19 protein-coding genes, 2 tRNA genes and 1 pseudogene are annotated in these 23,413 nt (G+C 70.4%); 12 read left to right on the top strand and 10 right to left on the bottom strand.

Annotation, left to right across the window (positions count from 1 at the left end; translation table 11 throughout):
- Nucleotides 1–369 precede the first annotated feature (369 nt).
- Entirely contained in the window at nt 370–1,272 is a 903-nt protein-coding gene (locus ACIBTX_RS23775) for a Gfo/Idh/MocA family oxidoreductase (RefSeq protein WP_363661444.1), read from the top strand.
- Nucleotides 1,273–1,322: 50 nt separating this feature from the next.
- On the opposite strand, the gene ACIBTX_RS23780 is transcribed toward ACIBTX_RS23775, so the two are convergent.
- Nucleotides 1,323–1,514 (bottom strand): DUF2795 domain-containing protein, encoded by a 192-nt coding sequence (locus tag ACIBTX_RS23780; RefSeq protein ID WP_357133889.1) that lies wholly within the window; start codon nt 1,512–1,514, stop codon nt 1,323–1,325.
- A gap of 100 nt (nt 1,515–1,614) precedes the next feature.
- On the opposite strand from ACIBTX_RS23780, the gene ACIBTX_RS23785 reads away from it, so the two are divergent.
- The gene (locus ACIBTX_RS23785; protein ID WP_357133892.1) at nt 1,615–2,871 is read left to right on the top strand and encodes an erythromycin esterase family protein; all 1,257 of its coding nucleotides are present in this window, start codon (nt 1,615–1,617) and stop codon (nt 2,869–2,871) included.
- A 96-nt stretch (nt 2,872–2,967) separates the two neighbouring features.
- On the opposite strand, the gene ACIBTX_RS23790 is transcribed toward ACIBTX_RS23785, so the two are convergent.
- From ACIBTX_RS23790 to ACIBTX_RS23800, 3 genes are all read right to left on the bottom strand, one after another.
- The gene (locus ACIBTX_RS23790; RefSeq protein ID WP_357174544.1) at nt 2,968–5,172 is read right to left on the bottom strand and encodes an MMPL family transporter; all 2,205 of its coding nucleotides are present in this window, start codon (nt 5,170–5,172) and stop codon (nt 2,968–2,970) included.
- Complete coding sequence (locus tag ACIBTX_RS23795; RefSeq protein WP_357174547.1) at nt 5,172–5,759, bottom strand: helix-turn-helix domain-containing protein; 588 nt, start codon at nt 5,757–5,759, stop codon at nt 5,172–5,174. The genes ACIBTX_RS23790 and ACIBTX_RS23795 overlap by 1 nt, the downstream gene beginning before the upstream one ends.
- 100 nt (nt 5,760–5,859) lie before the next feature.
- Nucleotides 5,860–6,246 carry a helix-turn-helix domain-containing protein gene (locus ACIBTX_RS23800; RefSeq protein WP_355052881.1) on the bottom strand — a complete coding sequence of 129 codons (387 nt, stop codon included), beginning with the start codon at nt 6,244–6,246 and terminating at the stop codon, nt 5,860–5,862.
- A 122-nt stretch (nt 6,247–6,368) separates the two neighbouring features.
- On the opposite strand from ACIBTX_RS23800, the gene ACIBTX_RS23805 reads away from it, so the two are divergent.
- From ACIBTX_RS23805 to ACIBTX_RS23820, 4 genes are all read left to right on the top strand, one after another.
- Nucleotides 6,369–7,862, top strand: coding sequence for an MFS transporter (locus tag ACIBTX_RS23805; RefSeq protein WP_363661443.1), 1,494 nt, complete (start codon nt 6,369–6,371; stop codon nt 7,860–7,862).
- A gap of 31 nt (nt 7,863–7,893) precedes the next feature.
- The gene (locus tag ACIBTX_RS23810) at nt 7,894–8,853 is read left to right on the top strand and encodes an ATP-dependent DNA ligase (RefSeq protein ID WP_357398312.1); all 960 of its coding nucleotides are present in this window, start codon (nt 7,894–7,896) and stop codon (nt 8,851–8,853) included.
- A gap of 103 nt (nt 8,854–8,956) precedes the next feature.
- On the top strand, nt 8,957–9,406 hold the full coding sequence (locus ACIBTX_RS23815) for a helix-turn-helix transcriptional regulator (protein WP_357133907.1): 450 nt from the start codon (nt 8,957–8,959) through the stop codon (nt 9,404–9,406).
- 34 nt (nt 9,407–9,440) lie between these two features.
- Nucleotides 9,441–11,822 carry an ATP-binding cassette domain-containing protein gene (locus tag ACIBTX_RS23820; RefSeq protein WP_396833041.1) on the top strand — a complete coding sequence of 794 codons (2,382 nt, stop codon included), beginning with the start codon at nt 9,441–9,443 and terminating at the stop codon, nt 11,820–11,822.
- A gap of 237 nt (nt 11,823–12,059) precedes the next feature.
- Here ACIBTX_RS23820 and ACIBTX_RS23825 read toward each other — a convergent pair.
- Nucleotides 12,060–12,115: transfer RNA gene (locus tag ACIBTX_RS23825), tRNA-Gln, on the bottom strand.
- Between the two features lie 234 nt (nt 12,116–12,349).
- Here ACIBTX_RS23825 and ACIBTX_RS23830 point away from each other — a divergent pair.
- Together ACIBTX_RS23830 and ACIBTX_RS23835 are read left to right on the top strand one after the other, a co-directional pair.
- Entirely contained in the window at nt 12,350–13,492 is a 1,143-nt protein-coding gene (locus ACIBTX_RS23830) for a DUF262 domain-containing protein (RefSeq protein ID WP_396833042.1), read from the top strand.
- The gene (locus ACIBTX_RS23835; protein ID WP_396833043.1) at nt 13,489–14,007 is read left to right on the top strand and encodes a HEPN domain-containing protein; all 519 of its coding nucleotides are present in this window, start codon (nt 13,489–13,491) and stop codon (nt 14,005–14,007) included. The genes ACIBTX_RS23830 and ACIBTX_RS23835 overlap by 4 nt, the downstream gene beginning before the upstream one ends.
- 58 nt (nt 14,008–14,065) lie before the next feature.
- On the opposite strand, the pseudogene ACIBTX_RS23840 reads toward ACIBTX_RS23835, so the two are convergent.
- The 5 genes and pseudogenes from ACIBTX_RS23840 to ACIBTX_RS23860 form a co-directional block, all read right to left on the bottom strand.
- Nucleotides 14,066–14,521: pseudogene (locus tag ACIBTX_RS23840) on the bottom strand (HAD family hydrolase); the annotation flags it as partial.
- A 218-nt stretch (nt 14,522–14,739) separates the two neighbouring features.
- Nucleotides 14,740–14,811, bottom strand: a tRNA-Arg gene (locus tag ACIBTX_RS23845).
- A gap of 92 nt (nt 14,812–14,903) precedes the next feature.
- On the bottom strand, nt 14,904–15,596 hold the full coding sequence (locus tag ACIBTX_RS23850; RefSeq protein ID WP_355052838.1) for a winged helix-turn-helix domain-containing protein: 693 nt from the start codon (nt 15,594–15,596) through the stop codon (nt 14,904–14,906).
- 524 nt (nt 15,597–16,120) lie between these two features.
- Complete coding sequence (locus ACIBTX_RS23855; RefSeq protein ID WP_357174559.1) at nt 16,121–16,789, bottom strand: DUF305 domain-containing protein; 669 nt, start codon at nt 16,787–16,789, stop codon at nt 16,121–16,123.
- An 8-nt stretch (nt 16,790–16,797) separates the two neighbouring features.
- Nucleotides 16,798–17,598, bottom strand: coding sequence for a DUF3105 domain-containing protein (locus tag ACIBTX_RS23860; RefSeq protein ID WP_357174562.1), 801 nt, complete (start codon nt 17,596–17,598; stop codon nt 16,798–16,800).
- Between the two features lie 98 nt (nt 17,599–17,696).
- Here ACIBTX_RS23860 and argS point away from each other — a divergent pair, with 98 nt between their 5' ends.
- The 4 genes from argS (at nt 17,697) to thrC (ending at nt 23,313) form a co-directional block, all read left to right on the top strand.
- Nucleotides 17,697–19,364 carry an arginine--tRNA ligase gene (gene argS / locus ACIBTX_RS23865; protein ID WP_396833044.1) on the top strand — a complete coding sequence of 556 codons (1,668 nt, stop codon included), beginning with the start codon at nt 17,697–17,699 and terminating at the stop codon, nt 19,362–19,364.
- A 60-nt stretch (nt 19,365–19,424) separates the two neighbouring features.
- Nucleotides 19,425–20,810 (top strand): diaminopimelate decarboxylase, encoded by a 1,386-nt coding sequence (gene lysA / locus ACIBTX_RS23870; protein WP_357174565.1) that lies wholly within the window; start codon nt 19,425–19,427, stop codon nt 20,808–20,810.
- An 8-nt stretch (nt 20,811–20,818) separates the two neighbouring features.
- The gene (locus ACIBTX_RS23875; RefSeq protein ID WP_396833073.1) at nt 20,819–22,129 is read left to right on the top strand and encodes a homoserine dehydrogenase; all 1,311 of its coding nucleotides are present in this window, start codon (nt 20,819–20,821) and stop codon (nt 22,127–22,129) included.
- Nucleotides 22,130–22,263: 134 nt separating this feature from the next.
- Nucleotides 22,264–23,313, top strand: coding sequence for a threonine synthase (thrC, locus tag ACIBTX_RS23880; protein ID WP_357398825.1), 1,050 nt, complete (start codon nt 22,264–22,266; stop codon nt 23,311–23,313).
- Nucleotides 23,314–23,413: the final 100 nt, after the last annotated feature.

The following is a 23,413-nucleotide window of genomic DNA, read 5'->3' on the forward strand; positions in this document are numbered from 1 at the left end:
GGCGGGCGGCCGGTGCGTCCGGCCGCGCGGCGGGTGTGTCGGGGCGGGCGGCCGGTGCGTTCGGCCGCGCGGCAGCCCAAGAGGGTATGCAGGCGCTGTCGAGCTGCCCCAGATTTGGGGCAAGGCCATCTCGGATCTCTGCGCCAGCAGTGGGGCGAGCGTCGGAAGTCGGATGGGGCTCTGCAGGACGGTGTGGGGCGCCCCGGATCTGGGGCAGCTCGACAGGCACTCGTCGGACCACGGTCACCCCCGGTCGGCAGTACGCGTGCTGCTCCGGTTGGCGACCCGCCGCCGACGGACCTGCTGGGGCGACTAGCGTGGATCACGTCCGTGGCGTCGCCACGGTCGGGGGAAACGGCGGAGGTACACGTGCTGCGGTTCGGCTTGTTCGGCACCGGTCACTGGGCGATCGAGACGCACGGGAAGGCGCTGCACGCACACCCGGACGCGGAACTGGTCGGGGTGTGGGGGCGTAACCCGGAGCGGGCCTCCGCGCTGGCCGAGCGGTACGGCGTGCCCGCGTACGCCGACGTCGACGCCCTCATTGAGCAGTGCGAGGCCATCGCCGTCGCGCTGCCGCCGGACGTCCAGGCCGACATCGCGGTCCGTGCCGCGAACGCCGGCCGGCACCTGCTGCTGGACAAGCCGTTGGCGCTCAGCGTGGACGACGCCGACCGGGTGGTCACCGCCGCCCAGGCGTCGGGAGTGGCCTCGGTGGTGTTCTTCACCCAGCGGTTCCAGCCGAACGTCACCGCGTTCCTCGCGTCGACCGCCGCCGCCGGTGGCTGGCAGCACGGCCGCACCACGGCCTTCGCGTCGATCTTCCAGGACGGCAGCCCGTACGGCGGCTCGCTGTGGCGTCGCGAGCACGGCGCGCTCTGGGACATCGCCCCGCACGCGCTCTCGATCCTTCTGCCGGTGCTGGGGCGGGTCACCCAGGTGGCCGCGATGGACGGCCCGAGCGGGATGGTGCACCTGCTGCTCACCCACGAGGGTGGTGCGACCAGCAGCGCCTCGCTCTCCCTGGACGCGCCGACCGAGGCGATGGCCCGCGAGTTCGTGTTCTACGGCGAGAACGGCATCGAGACCGTGCCGCACGGCGAGAACGACGCCGCGACGGCGTTCGGTGTGGCGATCGACCAGCTCGTCGAGCAGGTCCGGACCGGTGCCCACGACCACCGCTGCGACGTCCGCTTTGGCCGCGAGGTGGTCACGATCATCGCCGCCGCCGAGGAGGCCCGCCAACAATCCCGCACGATCCGCCTTCCCTGACCCTCCCTATCCCCCAAACCCCTCCCACCCCGTACAACGGGGTCTGGGGTTTAGGTGGGGGTTGTTAGGGCCTCGGTTAGTTCTTCGGGGTTGTCGAACTGTTCGGGTGGTAGGGCCTGGAGCATGTGCAGCATGCTCGTGTCGGCGCCGTTCTCCTGCGCCCAGCGGACGAGGTCCTCGCGGGAGACCGGGTAGTCGAGCCCGGCCAGGTACTCCTGCAACTGCACGCCTGACACGGTCATGTCGGTTGGCTACCCGCTCGTGTCAGGCGTACACGCTGACGGCGTGTCGGCTCGCGACGCGCCGACGGTTTGTCGGCGTGAGCGCCGGGTAGCCGCTGCCATGCTGGTTCAGCGGCTCGGCGCGCCGAGCGACTTCGACCCGTTGCTGGAGCGCGTTCGGGACGCCCGGGTGGTGATGATCGGCGAGTCCACGCACGGCAGTTACGACTACTACCGGCTCCGTGAGCAGTTGACCCGTCGACTGATCGCGGAGTGCGGCTTCTCGTTCGTGGCCGTGGAGGGCGACTGGCCGGACTGCGACCGGGTGCACCGCTCGGTCACCGCCGCGCCCGGCGGGGCCCTGGATCCGCAGAGCGCGCTGGAGCGCTTCGAGCGGTGGCCGACCTGGATGTGGGCCAACGCCGAGGTGGCGCGCTTCTGCCGGTGGCTGCGGGCGTGGAACCTGCAACGGCCGGAGGGTGAGCGGACCGGGTTCCACGGGCTCGACGTCTACAGCCTCTGGGAGTCGATGCAGGCGATCTTCGACTACCTGGGGGAGGAGGACCCGACCTCGCTGGAGGCGGCGCAGGACGCGTACCGGTGCTTCGAGCCGTACGGCAAGCGGGTCGAGGAGTACGGCGCGGCCAGCCGGTTCGTCTCCGCCCGGTGCGAGGAGGAGGTGGTCCGGCTGTTGGCGCGTACCCGGGAGCAGGCCATGTCGGACGGCCCGGACCGCTTCTCGGCCTGGCAGAACGCGGAGGTGGTGGCCGGCGCGGAGCGCTACTACCGGGCGATGGTGGCCGGCGGTCCGGACTCGTGGAACATCCGAGACACCCACATGCAGGACACTTTGGACCGGCTGCTGCACCGCTACGGCCCGGACGCCCGAGGGATCGTCTGGGCGCACAACACGCACGTGGGGGACGCGCGGGCCACCGACATGGCCGCGGACGGGATGGTCAACATTGGTCAGTTGGCCCGCGAACGGCACGGCGACGACGCGGTGGCGCTGATCGGGTTCGGCACCTACCGGGGCACGGTGATCGCCGCTCCCCGGTGGGGCTCCCCCTCGGAGGCGATGGTGGTGCCGCCGGCACGGGAGGGCTCGGTGGAGCGGCGGTTGCACGAGCTGATGCCCGAGCGGGCGGTGCTCGTCTTCGGCGGTGACGACCAGCCGGGCTGGGTCACCGAGCCGGCGGACCACCGGGCGATCGGGGTGGTCTACGACCCGTCGTTCGAGTCTTGGGGCAACTATGTGCCGACGCGCCTGGCCGCGCGCTATGACGCGCTCATCTGGTGCGACGAAACGACGGCCCTGCACCCGCTGGCGGTCCCCGCCGCCCCCGGCGAGATGGAGACGTACCCGGCCGGTGTGTGACCGGGCCCGCGCCGATCATGGAGTTGTGGTGCCGGACGAAGTGCCCGAGTCAGGGCACGACGGGCACCACAACTCCATGATCGACCAGGCTGGGACCTAGACCCTCGTGGGTTCCTGGGTCGTCAGGTGGTCGCGGAGGCCTTCGCCCTCGATGTCGACGTTGGGCAGGGCGCGGTTCAGCCAGCGGGGCAGCCACCAGGCGCGGTCACCGAGCAGGGACATCACGGCCGGGACGATGGTCATGCGGACCACGAAGGCGTCGATGGCCACGCCGATGGCGAGCGCGAAGCCCATCGACTTGATCACCGGGTCATCGAGGAAGACGAAGCCCCCGAACACCGACATCATGATCAGCGCGGCGGCGGTGACCACCCGGGCGCCGTGCCCCATGCCGCTGATCGTGGCCGCCCGGGCGCTCTCACCGTGCACGAAGTCCTCCCGCATCCGGGAGACCAGGAACACCTCGTAGTCCATGGCGAGCCCGAACAGGATGCCGATGAGCAGGATCGGCAGGAAGCTGATCAGCGGGCCGGGCGTGTCCAGGCCGACCAGGTCGGCGAGGTGCCCCTGCTGGAACACCGCCACCGTGATGCCGAACGTGGCGGCGACGGTGAGCAGGAAGCCCAGCGCGGCCTTGACCGGCACCAGCAGCGAGCGGAACACCAGCATCAGCAGCAGGACCGACAGCCCGACCACCAGCAGCAGGTAGACCGGCAGCGCGTCGGAGAGCTTCTCGGAGACGTCGATGCCGATCGCGGTGACGCCGGTGAGCAGGACGTCCGCGCCGCGAATGCCGCTGACCGAGTCGCGGATGTCGTGCACCAGCGTCTCGGTGGCCTCGTCGGTCGGGCCGGTCTTGGGCACCACGCCGAGCAGCGCCGTCCGGCCGTCCGGGCTGAGCTGCGGCGGCGCCACCGCGAGGACGTTCTCGGTACGTTGCAGCAGCGCGGTGACCTGCGGTACGGCGGCCGCGGTCGCCGGTGCGTCGTCGCCCGCGACGACCACCGCGAGCCGGCCCGTGAAGCCCGGGCCGAAGCCCTCGACGGTCAGGTCGTTCGCCACCCGGGCCGGAGAGCCGACGGCGGCCGTCGCCGCGCCCGGCAACGCCAGCCGCATGTCGGGCGTGGGCAGCGCGAGCAGCCCCAGACCGAGCAGCCCGACCAGGATCACGGGTACGCGGAAACGGGTGACGAACCGGGCCCAGCGGAAGCCGAACCGGGTGCGGTCCTCGGCCGGGGCCGGCCGGTCGAGGTCCGCGTCGGTGCCCGGCGTGCCCTCGTTGGCGAGTGCCCGCAGCCGGCGGGGGAGCACCCGGCGACCGGCGAAGCCGAGCAGCGCCGGCTGCAGGGTGATGGCGACGAGGACGGCCACGGTGACGGTGCCGGCGGCGGCGAGACCCATCACGGTGAGGAACGGGATGTCCACCACGGCCAGGCCGGCGAGCGCGATGACGACGGTGGCGCCCGCGAAGACCACGGCGGAGCCGGCGGTGCCGACGGCCCGGCCGACCGCCTCGTCCGGGGGCAGGCCGTCGAGCAGGTTCTGCCGGTGCCGGGAGGTGATGAACAGCGAGTAGTCGATGCCGACGGCGAGGCCGAGCATCAGCGCGAGGATCGGCGCCGTGCTGGTCAACTCGATGACGCCGCTCAGCGCGAACAGGCCGGCCATGCCGACGCCCACGCCGATCAGCGCGTTGAGCATGGTCATGCCGGCGGCCACCAGCGAGCCGAACGTGATGATCAGGACGATCGCGGCGACCAGGACGCCGAGCGCCTCGGTCGAGCCGATCTCCGGCTCCCCGCCCAGCACCTCACCGCCCGGGGCGACCTGCCAGCCCTTCGCCTTGGCCGCCGCGCCGACCTCCTCGTACGCGGTCTTCTGCGCGTCGGTCACCTCGTCCGCCCCGGTGGCGAACTGAACCTGCACCAGCGCGTACCGGCCGTTGGGCGAGACGGCGCCGACTTGGAGCGGGTTGACCGCGCCGACGACGCCGGGCAGCGTCCCGGCCTGCTGGACCAGCTCCTGCACCACGGCCTGGCCCTCCGGGGAGGCCAGTTGGCCGTCGCCGGGCGCCTTGAGCGTGATCGTGCCGGTGGCGCCGCTGGCTGCGGGGAACTGCTCGCTGAGCAGGTCGAGGGCGCGCTGGCTCTCGGTTCCGGGCATGGTGAAGTTGCTCGCCGTCGGGCCGCGCAGGGTCGCCGCGGCCAGGCCGGCGCCGACGAGTACGACGAGCCAGAGCGCGACGACGAGCCGTCGCCGGCGCAACGCGCCCCGGCCGAGCCGGTAGAGCAGGGTGGCCATCAGGAGTCCTTGTCCTCGGTCGTGGGTGGTTGGGGCTGGGGTGTCCCGACGGGTTCGACGGCCCGCCGGGCGAGGGTGAGCAGGGCGGGACGCAGCTCGTCGTCGGGGATGTCGACGAACTCGGCGCATGCCTCGGAGATGCCGGCCAGCAGCACCAGCGCGGCGATCCGGGCGCCGGGACGGTCGGAGTGGCCGGCCAGCGCGTCGCGCAGCCGTTCGGAGATCTGCTGGATGTGGGCGAAGGCCGGCTGGCACAGCAGCTCCGGGAACTCGCCGCGCAGGACGGCGATCTCCCGCCGGAACCGGACCGCGAGGTCGACGAAGCCGACCGCGGCGACGTCCTGGGCGGCCGCGCCGGTCAGGCCGCTGAGCTGGTCGTCGAGGTCGGTCAGCACCATGATGGCCGGTGCCATCAGCTCGGCGAGCAGGGCTTCCTTGTTGGCGAAGTGGTAGAGCACGGTGGCCTTGGAGCAGCCGACCTCGCGGGCGATGTCCTGCAACGAGGTGCCCCGGTAGCCGGTCACCGCGAACCGTCGCGCCGCCGCGGCGAGGATCTCGCCGTGCGTTTCGGACACCGCTCTGGCCATCACCGGTCCACCTCCGTGAACCAGCATGCCTGACCGATCGGTCAGACCCTGACCGATCGGTCAGACGAACCGGGTGGCGTTCCCCACACCCGATTCCTGTCTAGTCCGCGTGCTCCGCGTCGTACCGGGTCCGCGCCTCGGCGATGGCGCGGCGGTGCCGCTCGGCCCAGCTCGTCAGGGCCACCAGCGACTCGTACAGCTCCAGGGCCATCGGGGTGGCCACGTATTCGACCTTGGGCGGCACGGTCGGGTAGACGGTGCGGTGCAGCAGGCCGTCGCGTTCCAGGTTGCGCAGGGTCAGCGTGAGCATCCGCCGGCTGATGCCCTCGATGTGCCGCTCCAACTCGGTGAAGCGCACCGGGCCGTGCGAGGCCGCCACCAGGATGCCGATGCTCCACTTGCCGCCGACCCGGTCGAGCACCTCACGGACGGTGCACGCCCGCGCCTGCCCGGGGGTGAAGGGCACGTTCCCGGGTGAGCAGGTCAGCTCGGCCTCCACCAGCGCGGACACATCGCTGTTCCTCTGGGACACAACAGTGCCTCCTTCCGCTCCCGCTCATGGTCACAGACGATGGCGTCGGTAACAAACCGTGCACCAAGGAGGATTCCGTGGACCGAGCGACCCCGTCCCGCTGGCCGGCGCTGCTGGTGCTCTGCGCCGGCAGCCTCATGGTCATTCTCGATGGCAGCGTCGTGTCGGTGGCCCTGCCCGCCGTCCAACGCGACCTGGGCTTCACCGCCGCCGGGCTGGCCTGGGTGGTCAACGCCTACCTGGTGGCGTTCGGCGGGCTGTTGCTGCTCGCCGGCCGTCTCGGTGACCTGCTCGGCCGACGCCGGGTCTTCCTGGCCGGCGTCGTGCTGTTCACCGTGGCCTCGGCGGCCTGCGCGGTGGCCGGCAATCCGGCCCTGCTCGTCGGCGCGCGGTTCGGCCAGGGTGTCGGTGGCGCGCTGGCCATGGCGGTCAGCCTCGGCATGATCGTCCGGCTCTATCCCGAGCCGGCCGAGCGGGCCCGCGCGATCGCCGTCTACAGCTTCACCGGGGCGGCCGGCGCGTCGATCGGCACGGTGGCCGGGGGAGTGCTGACCGAGCTGGCTGGCTGGCGTTCGATTTTCCTGGTGAACCTCCCGATCGGGGCGGCGATCCTGCTCGCCGCCGTCCGCCGGCTCCCCGCCGAGCGGGGCATCGGCCTGCGGGCCGGCCTCGACGTGCCGGGCGCCGTGCTCGCCACCGCCGGCCTGATGGCGGCCGTGCTGGGCATCGTGGGTACGGGTGAGCACGGCTGGACCAGCCGGCGCACCCTCGGCGCGGTGGCGCTCGCCGCGCTGCTGCTCGGCGGCTTCGCGCTACGCCAGCGCGTGGCGTCCACCCCGCTGCTGCCTCCCCGACTGCTGCGCGTCCCGGGGCTGCTCGCGGCGAACACCGTGCAGTTCCTCATGGTGGCCGCGTTCCTCGGCTTCCAGTTCCTGCTCGCCGTGGAGCTGCAACTGGTGCTCGGGCTGAACGCGGCGGCGACCGGCTGGGCGTTCCTGCCCACCCCCGTAGTGATCGCGGCGGTGTCGCTCGGCCTGTCGGGCAGGCTGATCGCCCGCTGGGGCGCCCGAACCGTGCTGGTGACCGGGCTCGGCCTGGCCGCCGTCGGTTTCCTGCTGCTCGCCCGGCTGTCCGCCGACGGTGGCTACCTCACCGACGTACTCCCGGCGATGTTGATCTTCGGGGTGGCCGGCGGCCTGACCCTGCCGGCGGTCACCACGCTGGCGATGGCCGGCGCGACCGACGCCGACGCCGGGCTCGCCTCCGGTCTGGCCAACACGACCCAGCAGGTCGGCGGGGCGGTCGGCCTGGCGACGCTGGCGACCCTCGCGGCGGCCCGCAGCGACGCTCTGCGGGCCTCCGGTCAGGCCGAGGCGGCCGCGCTGGCCGGCGGTTACCGGGTGGCGTTCGCGGTGGCCGCCGCCCTGGTGCTCGCCGCCCTGCTGCTGGCGCTTGCACGGTGCCGCGCCGGCCGGGCGGGGCGCGACCCGACGTCGACGGACCGGTCGACGGGCCGGCCGCCGACCGTGGTCCTCGAAATCGGCAGGCCTCCGAGCGCCGCGTCCGGTTGACCGACGACGCCGAGGCCGCGAGGGTGATCGGGTGAGTGAGGCTGACGAGACCCGCGACGGCGTGGCCCTGACCAACCTGGACCAGCCGCTGTCCGACCGTGACGACGCCACCAAGCGCGACCTTGTCGACTACCTCGACGCGGTCCGGGGGCCGATCATCGGGCAACTCCGGGACCGGCCGCTGTCGGTGATCCGGGTCCGCCCCGGCCAGCCGCCGTTCATGCAGAAGAACCTGCCCCGCTACACCCCGGACTGGGTACGCCGGACGCCGGTCTGGGCCGAGGCGTCGCACCGGGAGATCTCGTACGCCCTCTGCGACGACCGGCGGACCCTGCTCTGGCTCGCCAACCAGCGCGCGGTCGAGTACCACCCGACCCTGGCCACGGTTGCCGACCTGCACCGACCGAGCCACCTGGTGCTCGACCTGGACCCGCCGGAGGGCGACGGGTTCCGGGCGGCGGTCGACGCGGCCCTGCTGGTCCGCCAGGCGCTCGCCGACGCCGGCCTGGTCGGAGCGGTCAAGACCAGCGGCGCCAAGGGCGTGCACGTCTTCGTCCCGGTCACGGGCGACGCCACCGCCGAGGAGTTGGCGGCCGCCACCCGGGCGCTCGCCGTCCGCGCCGAACGGCTCGACCCGGCGCTCGCCACCACGGCGTACATCCGCGAGGACCGGGGCGGGAAGGTGTTCGTGGACGCCACCCGCTCCGGCGGGGCGACGGTCGTCGCCGCGTACAGCCCGCGACTACGGCCCGGGATGCCGGTGTCCTTCCCGGTCGACTGGGCCGACCTGACCGAGGTGACCCCGGCGGACTTCACCATCCGGACGGCGCCGTCGCTGCTCGCCGGGACCGACCCGTGGGTCGCGCTGCTGCCGGAACCCCAGCAGATCCCCGCAGACCTGGTCACCGAGGGTCGCGCCATCCCGGTGGCCCGCGTCCAGGCCATGCACGAGGGCAAGCGCCGGGCCCGCGCCCGCCGCGAAACCACCTGACGGTACGCCCCGACGACTGCCCCACGCGCCGCCACGCGGCTCGGCTCCGGCTCGGCCGTCCGGCGGTCCTGTCTTGTCGGTGGTCTGTGGCACGATTTGCCGGGTGACCAGCCGATCCACGGAGAGCCAGCGCCTCGCCGACCTCGCGCGGCTGCGTCGCGTCCGCGACCGCATCGACCGGGAGTACGCGCAGCCGTTGGACGTCGAGGCGCTCGCCCGGGGCGTCCACATGTCGGCGGGGCACCTCAGCCGGGAGTTCCGGCTCGCCTACGGCGAATCGCCGTACAGCTATCTCATGACCCGGCGCGTGGAGCGCGCCATGGCCCTGCTGCGTCGTGGCGACCTGAGCGTCACCGATGTCTGTTTCGCGGTCGGCTGCTCGTCGCTCGGCACCTTCAGCACCCGCTTCACCGAACTGGTCGGTATGCCCCCCAGCACGTACCGCCGGGAGGCGGCGCTGTCGACCGCCGGGCTGCCATCCTGTACGGCGAAGCAGGTCACCAGACCCATCAGGAATCGAGAAGCGCAGGTCACGCGGCCACCCCTAGCGTGACCGGGGCCCCGCCACCCCAGCAGATGGAGAGACGATGAGCAAGGCCACGGACTCGCCCGCGGCGCACGTCGCGGACCGCCACGACCTGATCCGGGTACAGGGCGCTCGCGTCAACAACCTCAAGGACGTCACGGTCGAGCTGCCGAAGCGTCGCCTCACGGTGTTCACCGGTGTCTCCGGCTCGGGCAAGAGCTCGCTGGTGTTCGGCACCATCGCCGCCGAGTCGCAACGGATGATCAACGAGACCTACAGCGCCTTCCTCCAGGGCTTCATGCCGACGCTGACCCGGCCCGAGGTCGACGTGCTGGCCGGGCTCACCACCGCGATCATCGTCGACCAGGAGCGGATGGGGGCCAACGCCCGCTCCACCGTCGGCACCGCCACCGACGCCAACGCGATGCTGCGCATCCTGTTCAGCCGGCTCGGGCAGCCGCACATCGGCTCGCCGAACGCCTTCTCCTTCAACGTCCCGTCGGTCCGGGCCAGCGGCGCGATCACCGTGGAACGTGGCGCGGGCAAGACGAAGACTGAGAAGGCGACCTTCAACCGCCTGGGCGGCATGTGCCCGCGCTGCGAGGGGATGGGCGCGGTCACCGACTTCGACCTCTCCGCGCTGTACGACGACAGCAAGTCGCTCAACGAGGGCGCGATCACGATCCCCGGCTACAGCATGGAGGGCTGGTACGGGCGGATCTTCCGGGGCTGCGGCTACTTCGACCCGGACAAGCCCATCAGCAAGTACACGAAGCGGGAGCTGCAGGACCTGCTCCACCGGGAACCGACCAAGATCAAGGTTGAGGGCATCAACCTGACGTACTCGGGCCTGATCCCGCAGATCCAGAAGTCGTTCCTGTCCAAGGACATCGACACGTTGCAGCCGCACATCCGTGCCTTCGTGGACCGGGCGGTCACGTTCACGACCTGCCCCGACTGCGACGGCACCCGGCTCAGCGCCGAGGCCCGCTCGTCGAAGATCGCGGGCAAGAACATCGCCGACGTCTGCGCCATGCAGATCAGCGACCTCGCGGCCTGGGTCCGGGGCATCCAGGAGCCGTCGGTCGCGCCGCTGCTCAGCGGGTTGCAACACCTCCTCGACTCGTTCGAGGAGATCGGGCTGGGCTACCTGTCACTCGACCGACCGTCCGGCACGCTCTCCGGCGGCGAGGCGCAGCGCACCAAGATGATCCGCCACCTCGGGTCGTCGCTCACCGACGTCACGTACGTCTTCGACGAACCGACGATCGGGCTGCACCCGCACGACATCGCCCGGATGAACGGCCTGCTGCTGAGACTGCGCGACAAGGGCAACACCGTCCTGGTCGTGGAGCACAAGCCGGAGGCCATCGCCATCGCCGACCACGTCGTCGACCTCGGTCCGGGCGCCGGCACCGGCGGGGGTGAGGTGGTGTTCGAGGGCACCGTCGACGGGCTGCGCGCCAGCGACACCCTGACCGGGCGGCACCTGGACGACCGGGCCGCGCTGAAGTCGTCGGTGCGTACACCGTCCGGCACGCTCGCCGTGCGGGGCGCGAACACCCACAACCTGCGGGACGTCGACGTCGACATCCCGCTCGGCGTGCTCGTGGTGGTGACCGGCGTGGCCGGTTCGGGCAAGAGCTCGCTCATTCACGGTTCGGTGTCCGGCACCGACGGCGTGGTGTCGGTCGACCAGAGCGCGATCCGCGGCTCCCGACGGAGCAACCCCGCGACGTACACGGGTCTGCTCGACCCGATCCGCAAGGCGTTCGCCAAGGCCAACGGTGTGAAGCCCGCGCTGTTCAGCGCCAACTCCGAGGGTGCCTGCCCCGGCTGCAACGGCGCCGGCGTCATCTACACCGACCTGGGGATGATGGCCGGCGTCGCCGCCACCTGCGAGGAGTGCGAGGGGCGGCGGTTCCAGGCGTCCGTACTGGAATACCGGTTCGGCGGCCGGGACATCAGCGAGGTGCTCGCCATGTCGGTGACCGAGGCGGCGGCGTTCTTCGGCACGGGCGAGGCGCGTACCCCGGCGGCGCACGCCATCCTCGACCGACTCGTCGACGTCGGGCTCGGCTACCTCAGCCTCGGCCAGCCGTTGACCACCCTGTCCGGCGGCGAGCGGCAGCGGCTCAAGCTGGCCACCCGGATGGCCGAGAAGGGCGGCATCTACGTCCTCGACGAGCCGACCACCGGCCTGCACCTCGCCGACGTGGAGCAACTGCTCGGCCTGCTGGACCGGCTGGTCGACTCCGGCACGTCGGTGATCGTCGTCGAGCACCACCAGGCCGTCATGGCGCACGCCGACTGGATCATCGACCTCGGCCCGGGCGCCGGCCACGACGGCGGCCGAATCGTCTTCGAAGGCACCCCGGCCGACCTGGTAACGGCCCGCAGCACCCTAACCGGACAACACCTGGCCGAGTACGTAAACGCCTAACGCCACCCCACCCCGCGTCCCCAGGTCTCCCGCGATCTTGCACTTTCGGTGGCGACAAACGTTGCATTACTTCCCAAGACGAAAACCGAAACTGCAAGATCGCGGAGTGGAGGGGTTCGGGGCCGTTCGACGCGAGCCGGCACCGGGTACGTGGGGTCCGGGGTTCGGCCCCGGGACAGAAATGACAAGCGCCCCAGGTCCGCGCTTCTCAGCGACATGGAGCGCGAAAGCTTGTGCCCCCGGCAGGATTCGAACCTGCGCCCCCGCCTCCAGAGGGCGGCGCTAGCCACGCTCGAACCACATGCCTGACCTGGGCGAACGCTGGTAGTTGGGCTGCAGCGCGGGCAGCTTTGGCACACATGTGGCATGGAGTGCTGTCCAATGCCCGGTCGCTGCCCCACGCGCCCGTGATCCACAAGCAATCCCAGGAGTTCCTCGGCACGCCGGCTCACCGAGGCCGGGAGCTGTCGGTTCGGGCACGGCCTACTAGTCTCGTCACACGTGCCCTTCAACGATTGAGGATGCTTATGTCGGACACATACCAGGGTGACGGGGAAGGTGGCCTCGAGAACGAGCAGTTCGAGCCTGAGGGTGTCAGTGGTGGAGACGACCAAGACACGCCGATCCCAGACCTCGAGCCAATCTCGTACTTCGGAACGGATTTCGACGTTCACGGCCTCGTGCGACGCCTCAACAATCGTGACATTGTCGTTCCGAACTTTGACCCAGCCGTGGAGTCAGAGTCGGATCTGTCGGGCTTCCAGCGTAAGTTTGTATGGAAGAAGCCGCAGATGGACCGTTTTGTAGAGTCACTGCTGCTCGGCTTCCCCGTTCCAGGCATCTTTCTCGTCCAGCAGGCAAACAAACAACTGCTTGTACTTGATGGGCAGCAACGGCTACGCACCTTACAGCGCTTCTACGCAGGCAAGATTAATCCCAAGGTAGAGTTCAAGCTCGAACACGTCACGGACAAGTTGAAGGAATTGACGTATTCCACGCTGGATGATGAACAACGGCGACTGCTTGATAACACGTTTATTCATGCCACCGTGGTCAAGTACAACTCTCAGCTAGGCGGAGATGAGAGCGTTTACTCACTGTTCGAGCGCCTAAATACAGGCGGCACGAACCTCTACCCTCAAGAAATTCGAGTAGCCCTGTTTCATGGATCTCTGGTGGAACTCCTTCGAGAATTCAACGGCCATCCCTCTTGGCGAGCGATCTACGGTCCGATCTCGGAGCGCTTGAAAGATCAAGAGCTTATTTTGCGGTTCTTGGCCTTTCATCAGGAAGAGGGTAGCTATCGCAGACCATTGAAGGTTTTCTTGAACACCTTTCTGGCCGACCATCGCAACCTCGAGGGACTGGACGTCGCAAACCTGCGCCAAGTCTTCGCCGAAACCTGCGACGTTCTGGCTCGCACGCTGGGTCGAAAGGCTCTACGTCCAGAGAGCCAGATTAATGCTGCCTTCGCTGACGCCATTCTCATGGGTATGAGTTCAAGGCTTAGCCGTGGCCCACTTCAGGATGAGTCGCACGTGGCAGCGACCAGAGAGCAGCTTCTTCGGAAGCCGGATTTCGTGAGCGCTGTCGCTCGCGCGACCGCCGACGAGGACCGTGTCGAGCGGCGTCTTCGCATGGCTAGGGAAGCCTTTGAAGAGCTCGCATGAGGCGTCCGAATCACTCGTTGAAGGCCCGGTATGAAGTCGGCCGACTCAAAAAGGAACTAGAGGAGCTATACATACGAGCAGACCCCCGTGCGATCGATGATCCCGAACTCGCCGCAGACTTAGGCCAGTATCTTTGCCTGCGGGTCTCTGGCTATCTCGAGCAAGCAACGGCAGTGATCCTTAGAGATTTCTGCTCGAAAAACTCCTGGGGATTCGTTCAGCAATTTGCCAACTCCTGGCTTGACCGGATGCCGAATCTAAGCTCTGACGCGCTGTTGAAGATGGTCCGAAGATTCGACGGCTCCTGGGCTGACGAGCTCGAAGCCTTCCTGGCGGTGGAGGAACGAAGGAACAGTCTCAACTCCCTAGTGGGAATCCGCAATGGCGTAGCTCATGGAAAGCAGCAAGGACTATCCCGTAAGCAGGCTTGGGAGTATTTTGAAGTGGCCGAAGCGATCATTGAGTGGCTGTTGGATCGGTTTGCCAAGGCGGAGGACGCTTCTCCCGCCCAATAGCTAGCGGTAGCCGTCCACCGGTTTGCTCATCATATACGCGCCAGTTTGCGGCGCGATTTCAACCGCTGATGCCCTCGACCAGCACACTAGCTATCTCGCCCATGCTCGTGACTACTGCGCCTGCCGCAGCGGCTAGGAATGTCTCGACTTTGGTCGGCCGATTTGCGTAGCCAATTGCCCTTACTCCGGCCGCCCGTGCTCCTTCGATATCGGAGAGCGAGTCACCGACCAAAACGCACAGACTCGCCGGCTCATTGACGGCGCGCACGGCTTGCAGGATCGGTTCAGGATTGGGTTTCATACGAGCCGGGTCGGCGTACGCTCGCCCGACCACGGGCGAAACGTACCCGGCGAGCCGGTGGCGCTGCCAGGTAGGCGCTCACCTCACCGGCCGAGTTATTGCTGACCGCCGTCACCGGCAGCCCGGCTTGATGGGCACCACGATGACCTCGCGGCCGTACGGCGTCGGCTCGGCAGTCTCGACAGCCCGGCGCTCGGCTGCGCAGACGGCATCTCAGGATCTACGCCAAGTGCCTAGACGGCGGTGAGGCTGCTCTCCGGCAGCGCGTCGAACGGGCGTTTGGCCACGACTGACGCGCCCGAACTTTGGCACGGATATGGCACAGACGCCCGCCACGGGCCGCTGACGGCCCGACACACGAGTAAGACCCCTGACCGGGTTTTCCCTGGTCAGGGGTCTTACTGTGCTGGTCAAAGGTTTCTTAGCAAGTGTGCCCCCGGCAGGATTCGAACCTGCGCCCCCGCCTCCGGAGGGCGGTGCTCTATCCCCTGAGCTACGGGGGCTCAGCGACTGGAGAAGACTAGCAAACCTCCTCCGCGTACGCCGAATCGGTATCGGGTGGGCCGGTCGTGTCGGCGACCGGCCCACCCGGTACTCAGGCCGCGACCGCCCGTCCGCAACTGGGCAGCGGGTGCAGGACGATCCGCCGGGGCAGCCGGCGCGGCCACTCGTTGCGGGGCCAGGACCCGTCCACGATCAGGTGCACGGTGCGCTGTTCCTCGCCACTGAGTCGCAGTACGAAGTCGCGGGGGAGCGGCGGGTCGACCGTCGGCGTCGTGATCATGAAGCGCACCCGGCCCCGGGACGACACGGCGGAGATCACGTCGGCGGCCGGCATCGTGCCGCGCAGCCGTACCCGCCCGATCCAGTAGACCTCGGCGAGGTGCTCCTGGGCCGTCCGGGTGATCGCCGGGTACTCGCTGCGTACCCACCGTTCGACCGCGCTGACGCAGAGCCCGCAGGCACGCTCGCGCGGCTCGCGCGGACCCAACCCCCAGGCCCGCAGGTACGCCCCGACCGCGCCCACGTCCAGCGGAAGGTCGAACCGGCGCTGGATGAGCGTGGTGAGGCTCTGCCGCGTCCACAGCTCCTCGTCCAGGCCGAACTCGTCGGGGTGGACGCCCCGGAGTGTGTCGATCAGTTCGAGTTCCTGCTCGCGGCTGAGCATTCCCGGCTCGCCCTGCCGCTGTCCGCGACGGACGGCTGCCACCGCCCCGTCACCGCCGATGGTGTGGCGTCGGCACCAACTGGTGACCGAGCGCCGTGCGTCTCTGAGTGCAACCCCCACGTCTTGGGCAACGAGCACGAATCACTACTGGTCACGATATGTGTGGAGAAAACTCTCTAAGCGATGTAATCGCCTGTCTAGGGCAAAACGGCCACAAGTGACGAATAGGTATCTATGGGACGCCACGGTCGCCGGGTGGCCCGGCGGGTCCGGCGGGCGGCGTGGCTCGGGTGGCGATCCGGCGTGGTCCGCCGCCAGGTCGCCGATGTGGCGGCATCCGCGCGCCTGGACACCGCCACATCGCCGATCTCGGGTGGATCATGCGCGCCCCCGCGTCGTGGACGTCATGGTCGACTCGGGTTCGTGGAAGTCGGGGCGTCCCGGCCGCGCCGACAGCCCGATTTGCAGGAATCCGAGTCGATCACCGAGACCGTGCCCCGCCCCCCGCCGCTGCCCGCCGCGCCCGCGCAGCGGCGCGGCGGGCAGCGGCGTGTCCCGCCGCGGGGCAGCGGCCGGATACGGGCCGGGCCCGCGTCCCGCCGAGGTGCGGCGGGACGCGGGCCCGGTGTGCCCGTGCGGAGGGGTCAGCCCTTGGCCTGCGCCTGGAGCTGCCGGAGGTTGTTCAGCTCGGACTGCTGGGTGGACTTCATGGTCTCGGCCACCCGTACCACCTCGGCGTTGTCGGTCTCGGCGAGCGCCGCGTCGATCATGTGGATCCCGCCCAGGTGGTGGTTGTACATGAGGGTCAGGAACTGCCGGTCGACCTCGATGCCCTTGGCGTCGCGCAGGGCGGCCATCTGCTGCGGCGTGGCCATGCCCGGCATCAGCCCGTCCTTGACGGCCGCGCCGTCGGACATCCACGACATCGGCGGCTGCGAGCCGGTCGGGCTCAGCCCCCACTCGCGCAGCCAGGTCTGCATGGCGCCGATCTCACCCTGCTGACCGGTGGCGATGTCGACGGCGATCTGCCGGACCTCGGGCAGCGTCGCCGACCGGTACGCGATCAGGCTCATCTCCACGGCCTGGGTGTGGTGGGTCGTCATGTCCCGGGCGAAACCCGCCTCGACCGAGGCGTCACCGGGGCGGGTGAGCCGGGGGGTGAGCAGACCGCCGGCGTACCCGAGCAACAGCCCCACCACCAGCAGGGCGGTAAGCGCGAGCAGCCCGTAGCGCCGTGCCGGCGCCCGGCCGCCCTCGTCTGGGCCGGCCTGGGTCTCGTCGTACTCGCTGTCGGTGGTGGTGGGGGCTGTCATCGAGGTCCTTACTGGGTGGGCGGCTGCTGCTGGAGCTCACGCGGGGTGGTGCCGGTGGCGGTGACGCCCTGGTTGCAGAGCGCCGTGGGGCCCTCGACCGAGGCGTTCACCCGCAGGTCCTTGATGAAGTCGTCGATCCGCTTGTCGTCGGCGTTGTCGACCTTGAGCTGGTAGCCCCACGCCTGGAGCGAGATCGGCTTGTCCAGGCCCTCGTACGGGCTCATCAGCATCTTCTCGACGCCACGCACCTTGCCGGCGAGCTTGTCGACCTGGTCCTTGGGCAGGTCCGGGCGGTACGTGATCCACACCGCGCCGTGCTCGAGGCTGTGCACGGCGTGCTCGCTGGCGATCGGGGCGTCGTACACGTCGCCCATGCAGTTCTGCCAGGCCGCGTTGTGCACGCCACCCACGGGCGGCGAGTACTTGTAGGTCAGCGGGCCGGCCTTGTGCGCCTCGTACTTGAGGCTCTCCGGGTCGGACTTACGGATGTTGGTGATGCCGTCGATGGCGTTGGCCCGCTTGTCCCACGGCTTGGAGCCCTGGACCGCGGCCCAGGCGCCGTAGCCGATGATGCCGGCCGCGAGAACGCCCACGGCGACGAAGAGCGCGATCGGACCCCACGCCCGGCCCTGGCTCACCTTGACCGGTGCGACCGGCTTGCGCGGGCCCTTGCCACCGGCCCGGGGGGAGCCCGTCGGCTTGCCGGTACCGGCCTTGGCGCCAGGCGCCGGCCGGCCTGCGGCCGGCTTCTTGCCGGTGCTGACCACGGTCGGGCGGCGCTCTGGGCCACCCGGGGTGCTGATGCTCATCGTGCCTCGTCAAGTCGGTCGGTCAGGGGAGATGGCGGGCCGGTTGACGCGCAGGGTAGCCGCCGAGTGCCCGAGTCTACCCCCGATAACATGGTTGGGTGACTCCTGCAGAACTCGCCTCGGTCGTCCTCACCGCCGCCCACGCCGTCTTCACCGACCGTGGCCTGGATCACGCCGCGCTGCCGGAGCGCACGGTGGTGGAGCGACCGCGCAACCCCGAGCACGGCGACTACGCCTCCACGCTCGCTCTGCAGTTGAGCAAGAAGGTGGGCGTCTCGCCGCGTGAGCTGGCCAGCGCCCTCGCCGACGAGCTGGGTCGGGCGCCCGGGGTCAAGTCGGTGGAGATCGCCGGGCCGGGCTTTCTCAACATCCGGCTGGACGCCGCCGCCGCCGGCCAGCTCGCCCGGGTGATCGTCGAGGCCGGCGCGGAGTACGGCCGCAGCGACCGCCTCGCGGGCGAGAAGATCAACCTGGAGTTCGTGTCGGCCAACCCCACCGGTCCCGTGCACATCGGGGGCGTCCGCTGGGCGGCCGTCGGCGACGCGCTGAGCCGGCTGCTGCGGGCCACCGGCGCCGAGGTCGGCACGGAGTACTACTTCAACGACGCCGGTTCGCAGATCGACCGCTTCGCCCGGTCGCTGCTGGCCACCGCGAAGGGCGAGGCCGTGCCGGAGGACGGCTACGGCGGCGCGTACATCGCGGAAATCGCCACCGAGGTGCAGGCCCGCCGGCCCGACGTGCTCGGCCTGGACGACGCCGCCGCCCAGGAGGTGTTCCGCGTCGAGGGCGTCGCGTTGATGTTCGACGAGATCCGCTCGTCGCTGCGGGACTTCGGCGTGGAGTTCGACACCTACTTCAACGAGAAGGACCTGCACGATCGGGGCGAGCTGGACCTCGCGCTGGCGCGGCTGCGCGAGCAGGGCCACCTGTACGAGTCCGAGGGCGCGACCTGGCTGCGGACCACCGACTTCGGTGACGACAAGGACCGGGTGCTGCGCAAGTCCAACGGCGAGTGGACGTACTTCGCCGCGGACTGCGCCTACTACCTGGACAAGCGGGAGCGCGGCTTCGAGCGGGTCGTGATCATGCTGGGCGCCGACCACCACGGCTACATCGGCCGGATGAAGGCGATGTCCGCCTGCTTCGGCGACGACCCGGAGCGCAACCTGGAGATCCTCATCGGGCAGCTGGTCAACCTGCTGCGCGACGGCGCCCCGATGCGGATGAGCAAGCGGGCCGGCACGGTGATCACCCTGGAGGACCTGGTCGAGGCGATCGGCGTGGACGCCTCCCGGTACGCGTTGGCCCGTTACTCCAGCGACTCACCGATCGACATCGACATCGAGCTGTGGACGCGGGCGACCCGCGACAACCCGGTCTACTACGTGCAGTACGTGGCCGCGCGGACGGCGGGCGTGGCCCGCAACGCCGCCGAGGTGGGCCTGGTTCCGGGCGACGCCGACGCGTTCCGCCCCGAGCTGCTCGAGCACGAGAAGGAGAACGAGCTGCTCAAGGCGCTCGCCGAGTTCCCGGCGGTGGTGGCCACGGCCGCCGAGCTGCGCGAGCCGCACCGGGTGGCCCGCTACCTGGAGGAGAGCGTCGCCGCCTCCTACCACCGGTTCTACGACAACTGCCGGGTGCTGCCGTTGGGCGACGAGGAGGTCACCGACCTGCACCGCGCCCGGCTCTGGCTCAACAACGCCACCCGCACGGTGATCGCCAACGGTCTGCGCCTGCTCGGCGTCTCCGCCCCCGAGAGGATGTGATCGCGTGCGAGCGCGAGGAGTGAGCTTGCGAGCCCCGCAGTCGCGAAGCGGAGACAAGTAATGCGGGCTCACGAGGCTGGTGCGCTGCACGCGGACATCAGCAACCAGGGGCCGGCCTGGCTGCGTACCCCGGCCGACGTCAACGCCCTCGTGCCGGCGCTGTGGCCGCGCAGCGTGACGCGCGGCGCGGACGGCGCGGTCGCCGTCGCGGGCCTGAGCGTCCGCGACATCGCGACCGAGTTCGGCACCCCGGTGTACGTCCTCGACGAGGCCGACCTGCGCTCACGCTGCCGCGACTTCCGGGCGGCCTTCCCGACCGAGGACGTCTACTACGCGGGCAAGGCGTTCCTCTGCCGGGCGGTGGTCCGGATGATCGCCGAGGAGGGCCTGCACCTGGACGTCTGCACCGGCGGCGAGCTGGCCACCGCGCTCTCGGCCGGGATGCCGCCGGAGCGGATCGGCTTCCACGGCAACAACAAGTCGGTCGCCGAGCTGGGTCGGGCGCTGGACGCCGGGGTGGGCCGCATCATCGTCGACTCGTTCACCGAGATCGACCGGCTGACCGCGCTGGCCCGCGAGCGCGGCGTCCGCCCCCGGGTGCTGGTCCGGGTCACCGTGGGCGTCGAGGCGCACACCCACGAGTTCATCGCGACCGCCCACGAGGACCAGAAGTTCGGCTTCTCCCTGGCCGGGGGAGCGGCGGCCAACGCCGCGTTCAAGATCCTCGACGAGGACGTACTGGAGCTGCGTGGGCTGCACTCGCACATCGGGTCGCAGATCTTCGACGCCAGCGGCTTCGAGGTGTCGGCCCGTCGGGTGCTCGCCCTGCAGGCGCAGATCCGCGACGCCCGGGGGGTGGAGCTTCCCGAGTTGGACCTGGGCGGCGGCTTCGGCATCGCGTACACCACCCAGGACGACCCGGCGACCCCGCAGGACCTGGCCAAGCGGCTGCGCAAGATCGTCGACTCGGAGTGCGCGGCGGAGAACCTGGCCGTTCCCCACCTGTCGATCGAGCCGGGCCGGGCCATCGTCGGGCCGGCCGTGTTCACGCTCTACGAGGTCGGCACGGTCAAGGACCTCGACGGCATCCGGACGTACGTCAGCGTGGACGGCGGGATGAGCGACAACATCCGTACCGCCCTCTACGACGCGTCCTACTCCGCGACGCTGGCCTCGCGCGCCTCGGACGCGGCGCCGTTGCTCGCCCGCGTGGTGGGAAAGCACTGTGAGTCCGGGGACATCGTGGTGAAGGATGAATTCCTGCCCGCCGACGTGCAGCCCGGAGATCTTGTCGCGGTACCGGGCACCGGCGCGTACTGCCGGAGCATGGCCAGCAACTACAACCATGTGCCCCGGCCGCCGGTCGTCGCGGTACGTGACGGCCAGGCGCGCCTGATCGTCCGGCGGGAGACCGAAGAGGACCTGCTGGCATTGGATGTGGGATGACGTCACCTGTGCGCTTGGCTCTGCTCGGCTGCGGCACGGTCGGCCAGGAGGTGGTCCGGCTGCTGCACGAGCAGTCGGCCGACCTGGCCGCCCGCATCGGCGCTCCACTGGAGATCGCCGGCGTCGCCGTCCGTCGGCTCGGCCGCGACCGTGGTGACCTGCCGATCGACGAGAGCCTGTTCACCACCGACGCGCTTGGCCTGATCAAACGCGACGACGTGGACGTGGTCATCGAGGTGGTCGGCGGGATCGAGCCGGCCCGGAGCTGGCTGGTCGAGGCACTGCGCGCCGGCAAGAGCGTGGTCACCGCCAACAAGGCGCTGCTCGCCGAGGACGGCGTGGCCCTGCACGAGGCAGCCGCCGAGGGTGGCGGGGACCTCTACTACGAGGCGTCCGTCGCCGGCGCCATCCCGCTGCTGCGCCCGCTGCGCGAGTCGCTGCACGGCGACCGGATCAACCGGGTCACCGGCATCGTCAACGGCACCACCAACTTCATCCTGTCCGCGATGGACGCCACCGGCGCCGGCTTCGCCGAGGCCCTGGAAGAGGCCACCGAGATGGGGTACGCCGAGGCCGACCCCACCGCCGACGTGGAGGGCTTCGACGCCGCGGCCAAGGCCGCGATCCTCGCCTCGCTGGCGTTCCACACCCGGGTCGGCGCGGCCGACGTGCACCGCGAGGGCATCACCGAGGTGACCGCCGCGGACATGGCCAGCGCCCAGGCGATGGGCTGCACGATCAAGCTGCTCTGCATCGCGGCCCGGGGCGTCGACGCGGCCGGTCAGGAGACGGTCAGCGTCCGGGTGCACCCGGCGATGATCCCGCGTAGCCACCCGCTGGCCAGCGTCGGCGACGCGTTCAACGCGGTCTTCGTCGAGGCGGACGCGGCCGGTCAGCTCATGTTCTACGGCCGGGGCGCGGGCGGCGCGCCGACCGCCAGCGCCGTGCTCGGCGACGTGGTGGCGGTGTCCCGCAACCGGCTCGCCGGGGTCCGCGCGGCCAGCGAGAGCGCGTACGCCGACCTGTCGGTGCGGCCGATGGGCGAGGCGCTGACCCGCTACCACGTCAGCCTCGACGTGGCCGACCGCTCAGGTGTGCTGGCCGCCGTGGCGAGCGTGTTCGCCCGGCACGACGTGTCGATCGCGACCGTGCGCCAGGGCTCGGCCGGTGGCGCTCCCGGCCGCGACGGCGACGCCGAGCTGGTCATCGTCACCCACGTGGCACCGGACGCCGCGCTCGCCGCGACCGTCGACGAGCTGCGCGGTCTGGACATCGTCCGGTCGGTGACGAGCGTGCTGCGGGTCGAGGGCGGCGCCTGAGTCGTTGGACCATCAGGGCGGCTCGGGCGTCCCGCCAGGTGGGTAACCCGGGGTGTGCCATCGATGGCTCCGGCAGGGTGGTCCAGGGTGACCTGGTGCTCGGGTCGGAGCTGCGGTAAAGCGAGGAGATTGACATGTGGCGGGGTCTGATCGAGGCGTACCGGGATCGGCTGCCCGTCACCGCGGCCACGCCGGTCGTCACGTTGCACGAGGGGAACACCCCGCTGCTGCCGGCGCCCGTGCTCTCGGCCCGGCTGGGCTGTGACGTCTACCTGAAGGTGGAGGGGGCCAACCCGACCGGCTCCTTCAAGGACCGGGGGATGACCCTCGCGGTGTCGAAGGCGGTCGAGGCCGGCAACAAGGCGATCATCTGCGCCTCCACCGGCAACACCAGCGCCTCCGCCGCGGCGTACGCGGCCCGGGCCGGGCTGACCTGCGCGGTGCTGGTGCCGCAGGGCAAGATCGCGCTGGGCAAGCTGGCCCAGGCGCTGGTGCACGGGGCGAAGCTGCTCCAGGTCAGCGGCAACTTCGACGACTGCCTGGCGCTCGCCGCCAAGCTCGCCCAGGACCACCCGGTCGCCCTGGTCAACTCGGTCAACATCGACCGCCTGCACGGGCAGAAGACGGCCGCGTTCGAGATCGTCGAGGCGCTCGGCGACGCTCCGGACATCCACTGCCTGCCGGTCGGCAACGCCGGAAACATCTCCGCGTACTGGATGGGGTACTCGGAGGAGCAGGCCGCCGGCGTCACCACCCGCGCGCCCAAGATGTACGGCTTCCAGGCGTCCGGAGCGGCGCCGATCGTGACCGGCCAGGTGGTGCCGGAGCCGTCCACCATCGCCACCGCGATCCGGATCGGCAACCCGGCGAGCTGGACGAAGGCGCTCGACGCCCGGGAAGCCTCGGGCGGCCTCATCGCGGCGGTGACCGACCGGGAGATCCTGTCGGCGTACCGGCTGCTCGCCCGTGAGGTGGGCGTGTTCGTCGAGTTGGGCAGCGCGGCCAGCGTGGCCGGCCTGCTCCAGCAGGCCGCGGCGGGTGCGGTGCCGGCCGGTTCGACGGTGGTCTGCACGGTGACCGGTCACGGCCTGAAGGACCCGGAGTGGGCGATCTCCACCGCGCCCGCCCCGCTGACCATCGGCAACGATCCGTTGGCCGCGGCCCGGGCCCTCGACCTCGCCTGAGAGCGCTGGCGCGGCTGGCGGTGGGCCGCCGCCGGGGGCGGCGGGGGTTCCGGTGATCGAGTCCGGCACACTTTCAGGTATCCCCGCCCGCATTCTCTTT

This window comes from Micromonospora sp. NPDC049359, assembly GCF_044466585.1.
GTDB lineage: Bacteria > Actinomycetota > Actinomycetes > Mycobacteriales > Micromonosporaceae > Micromonospora.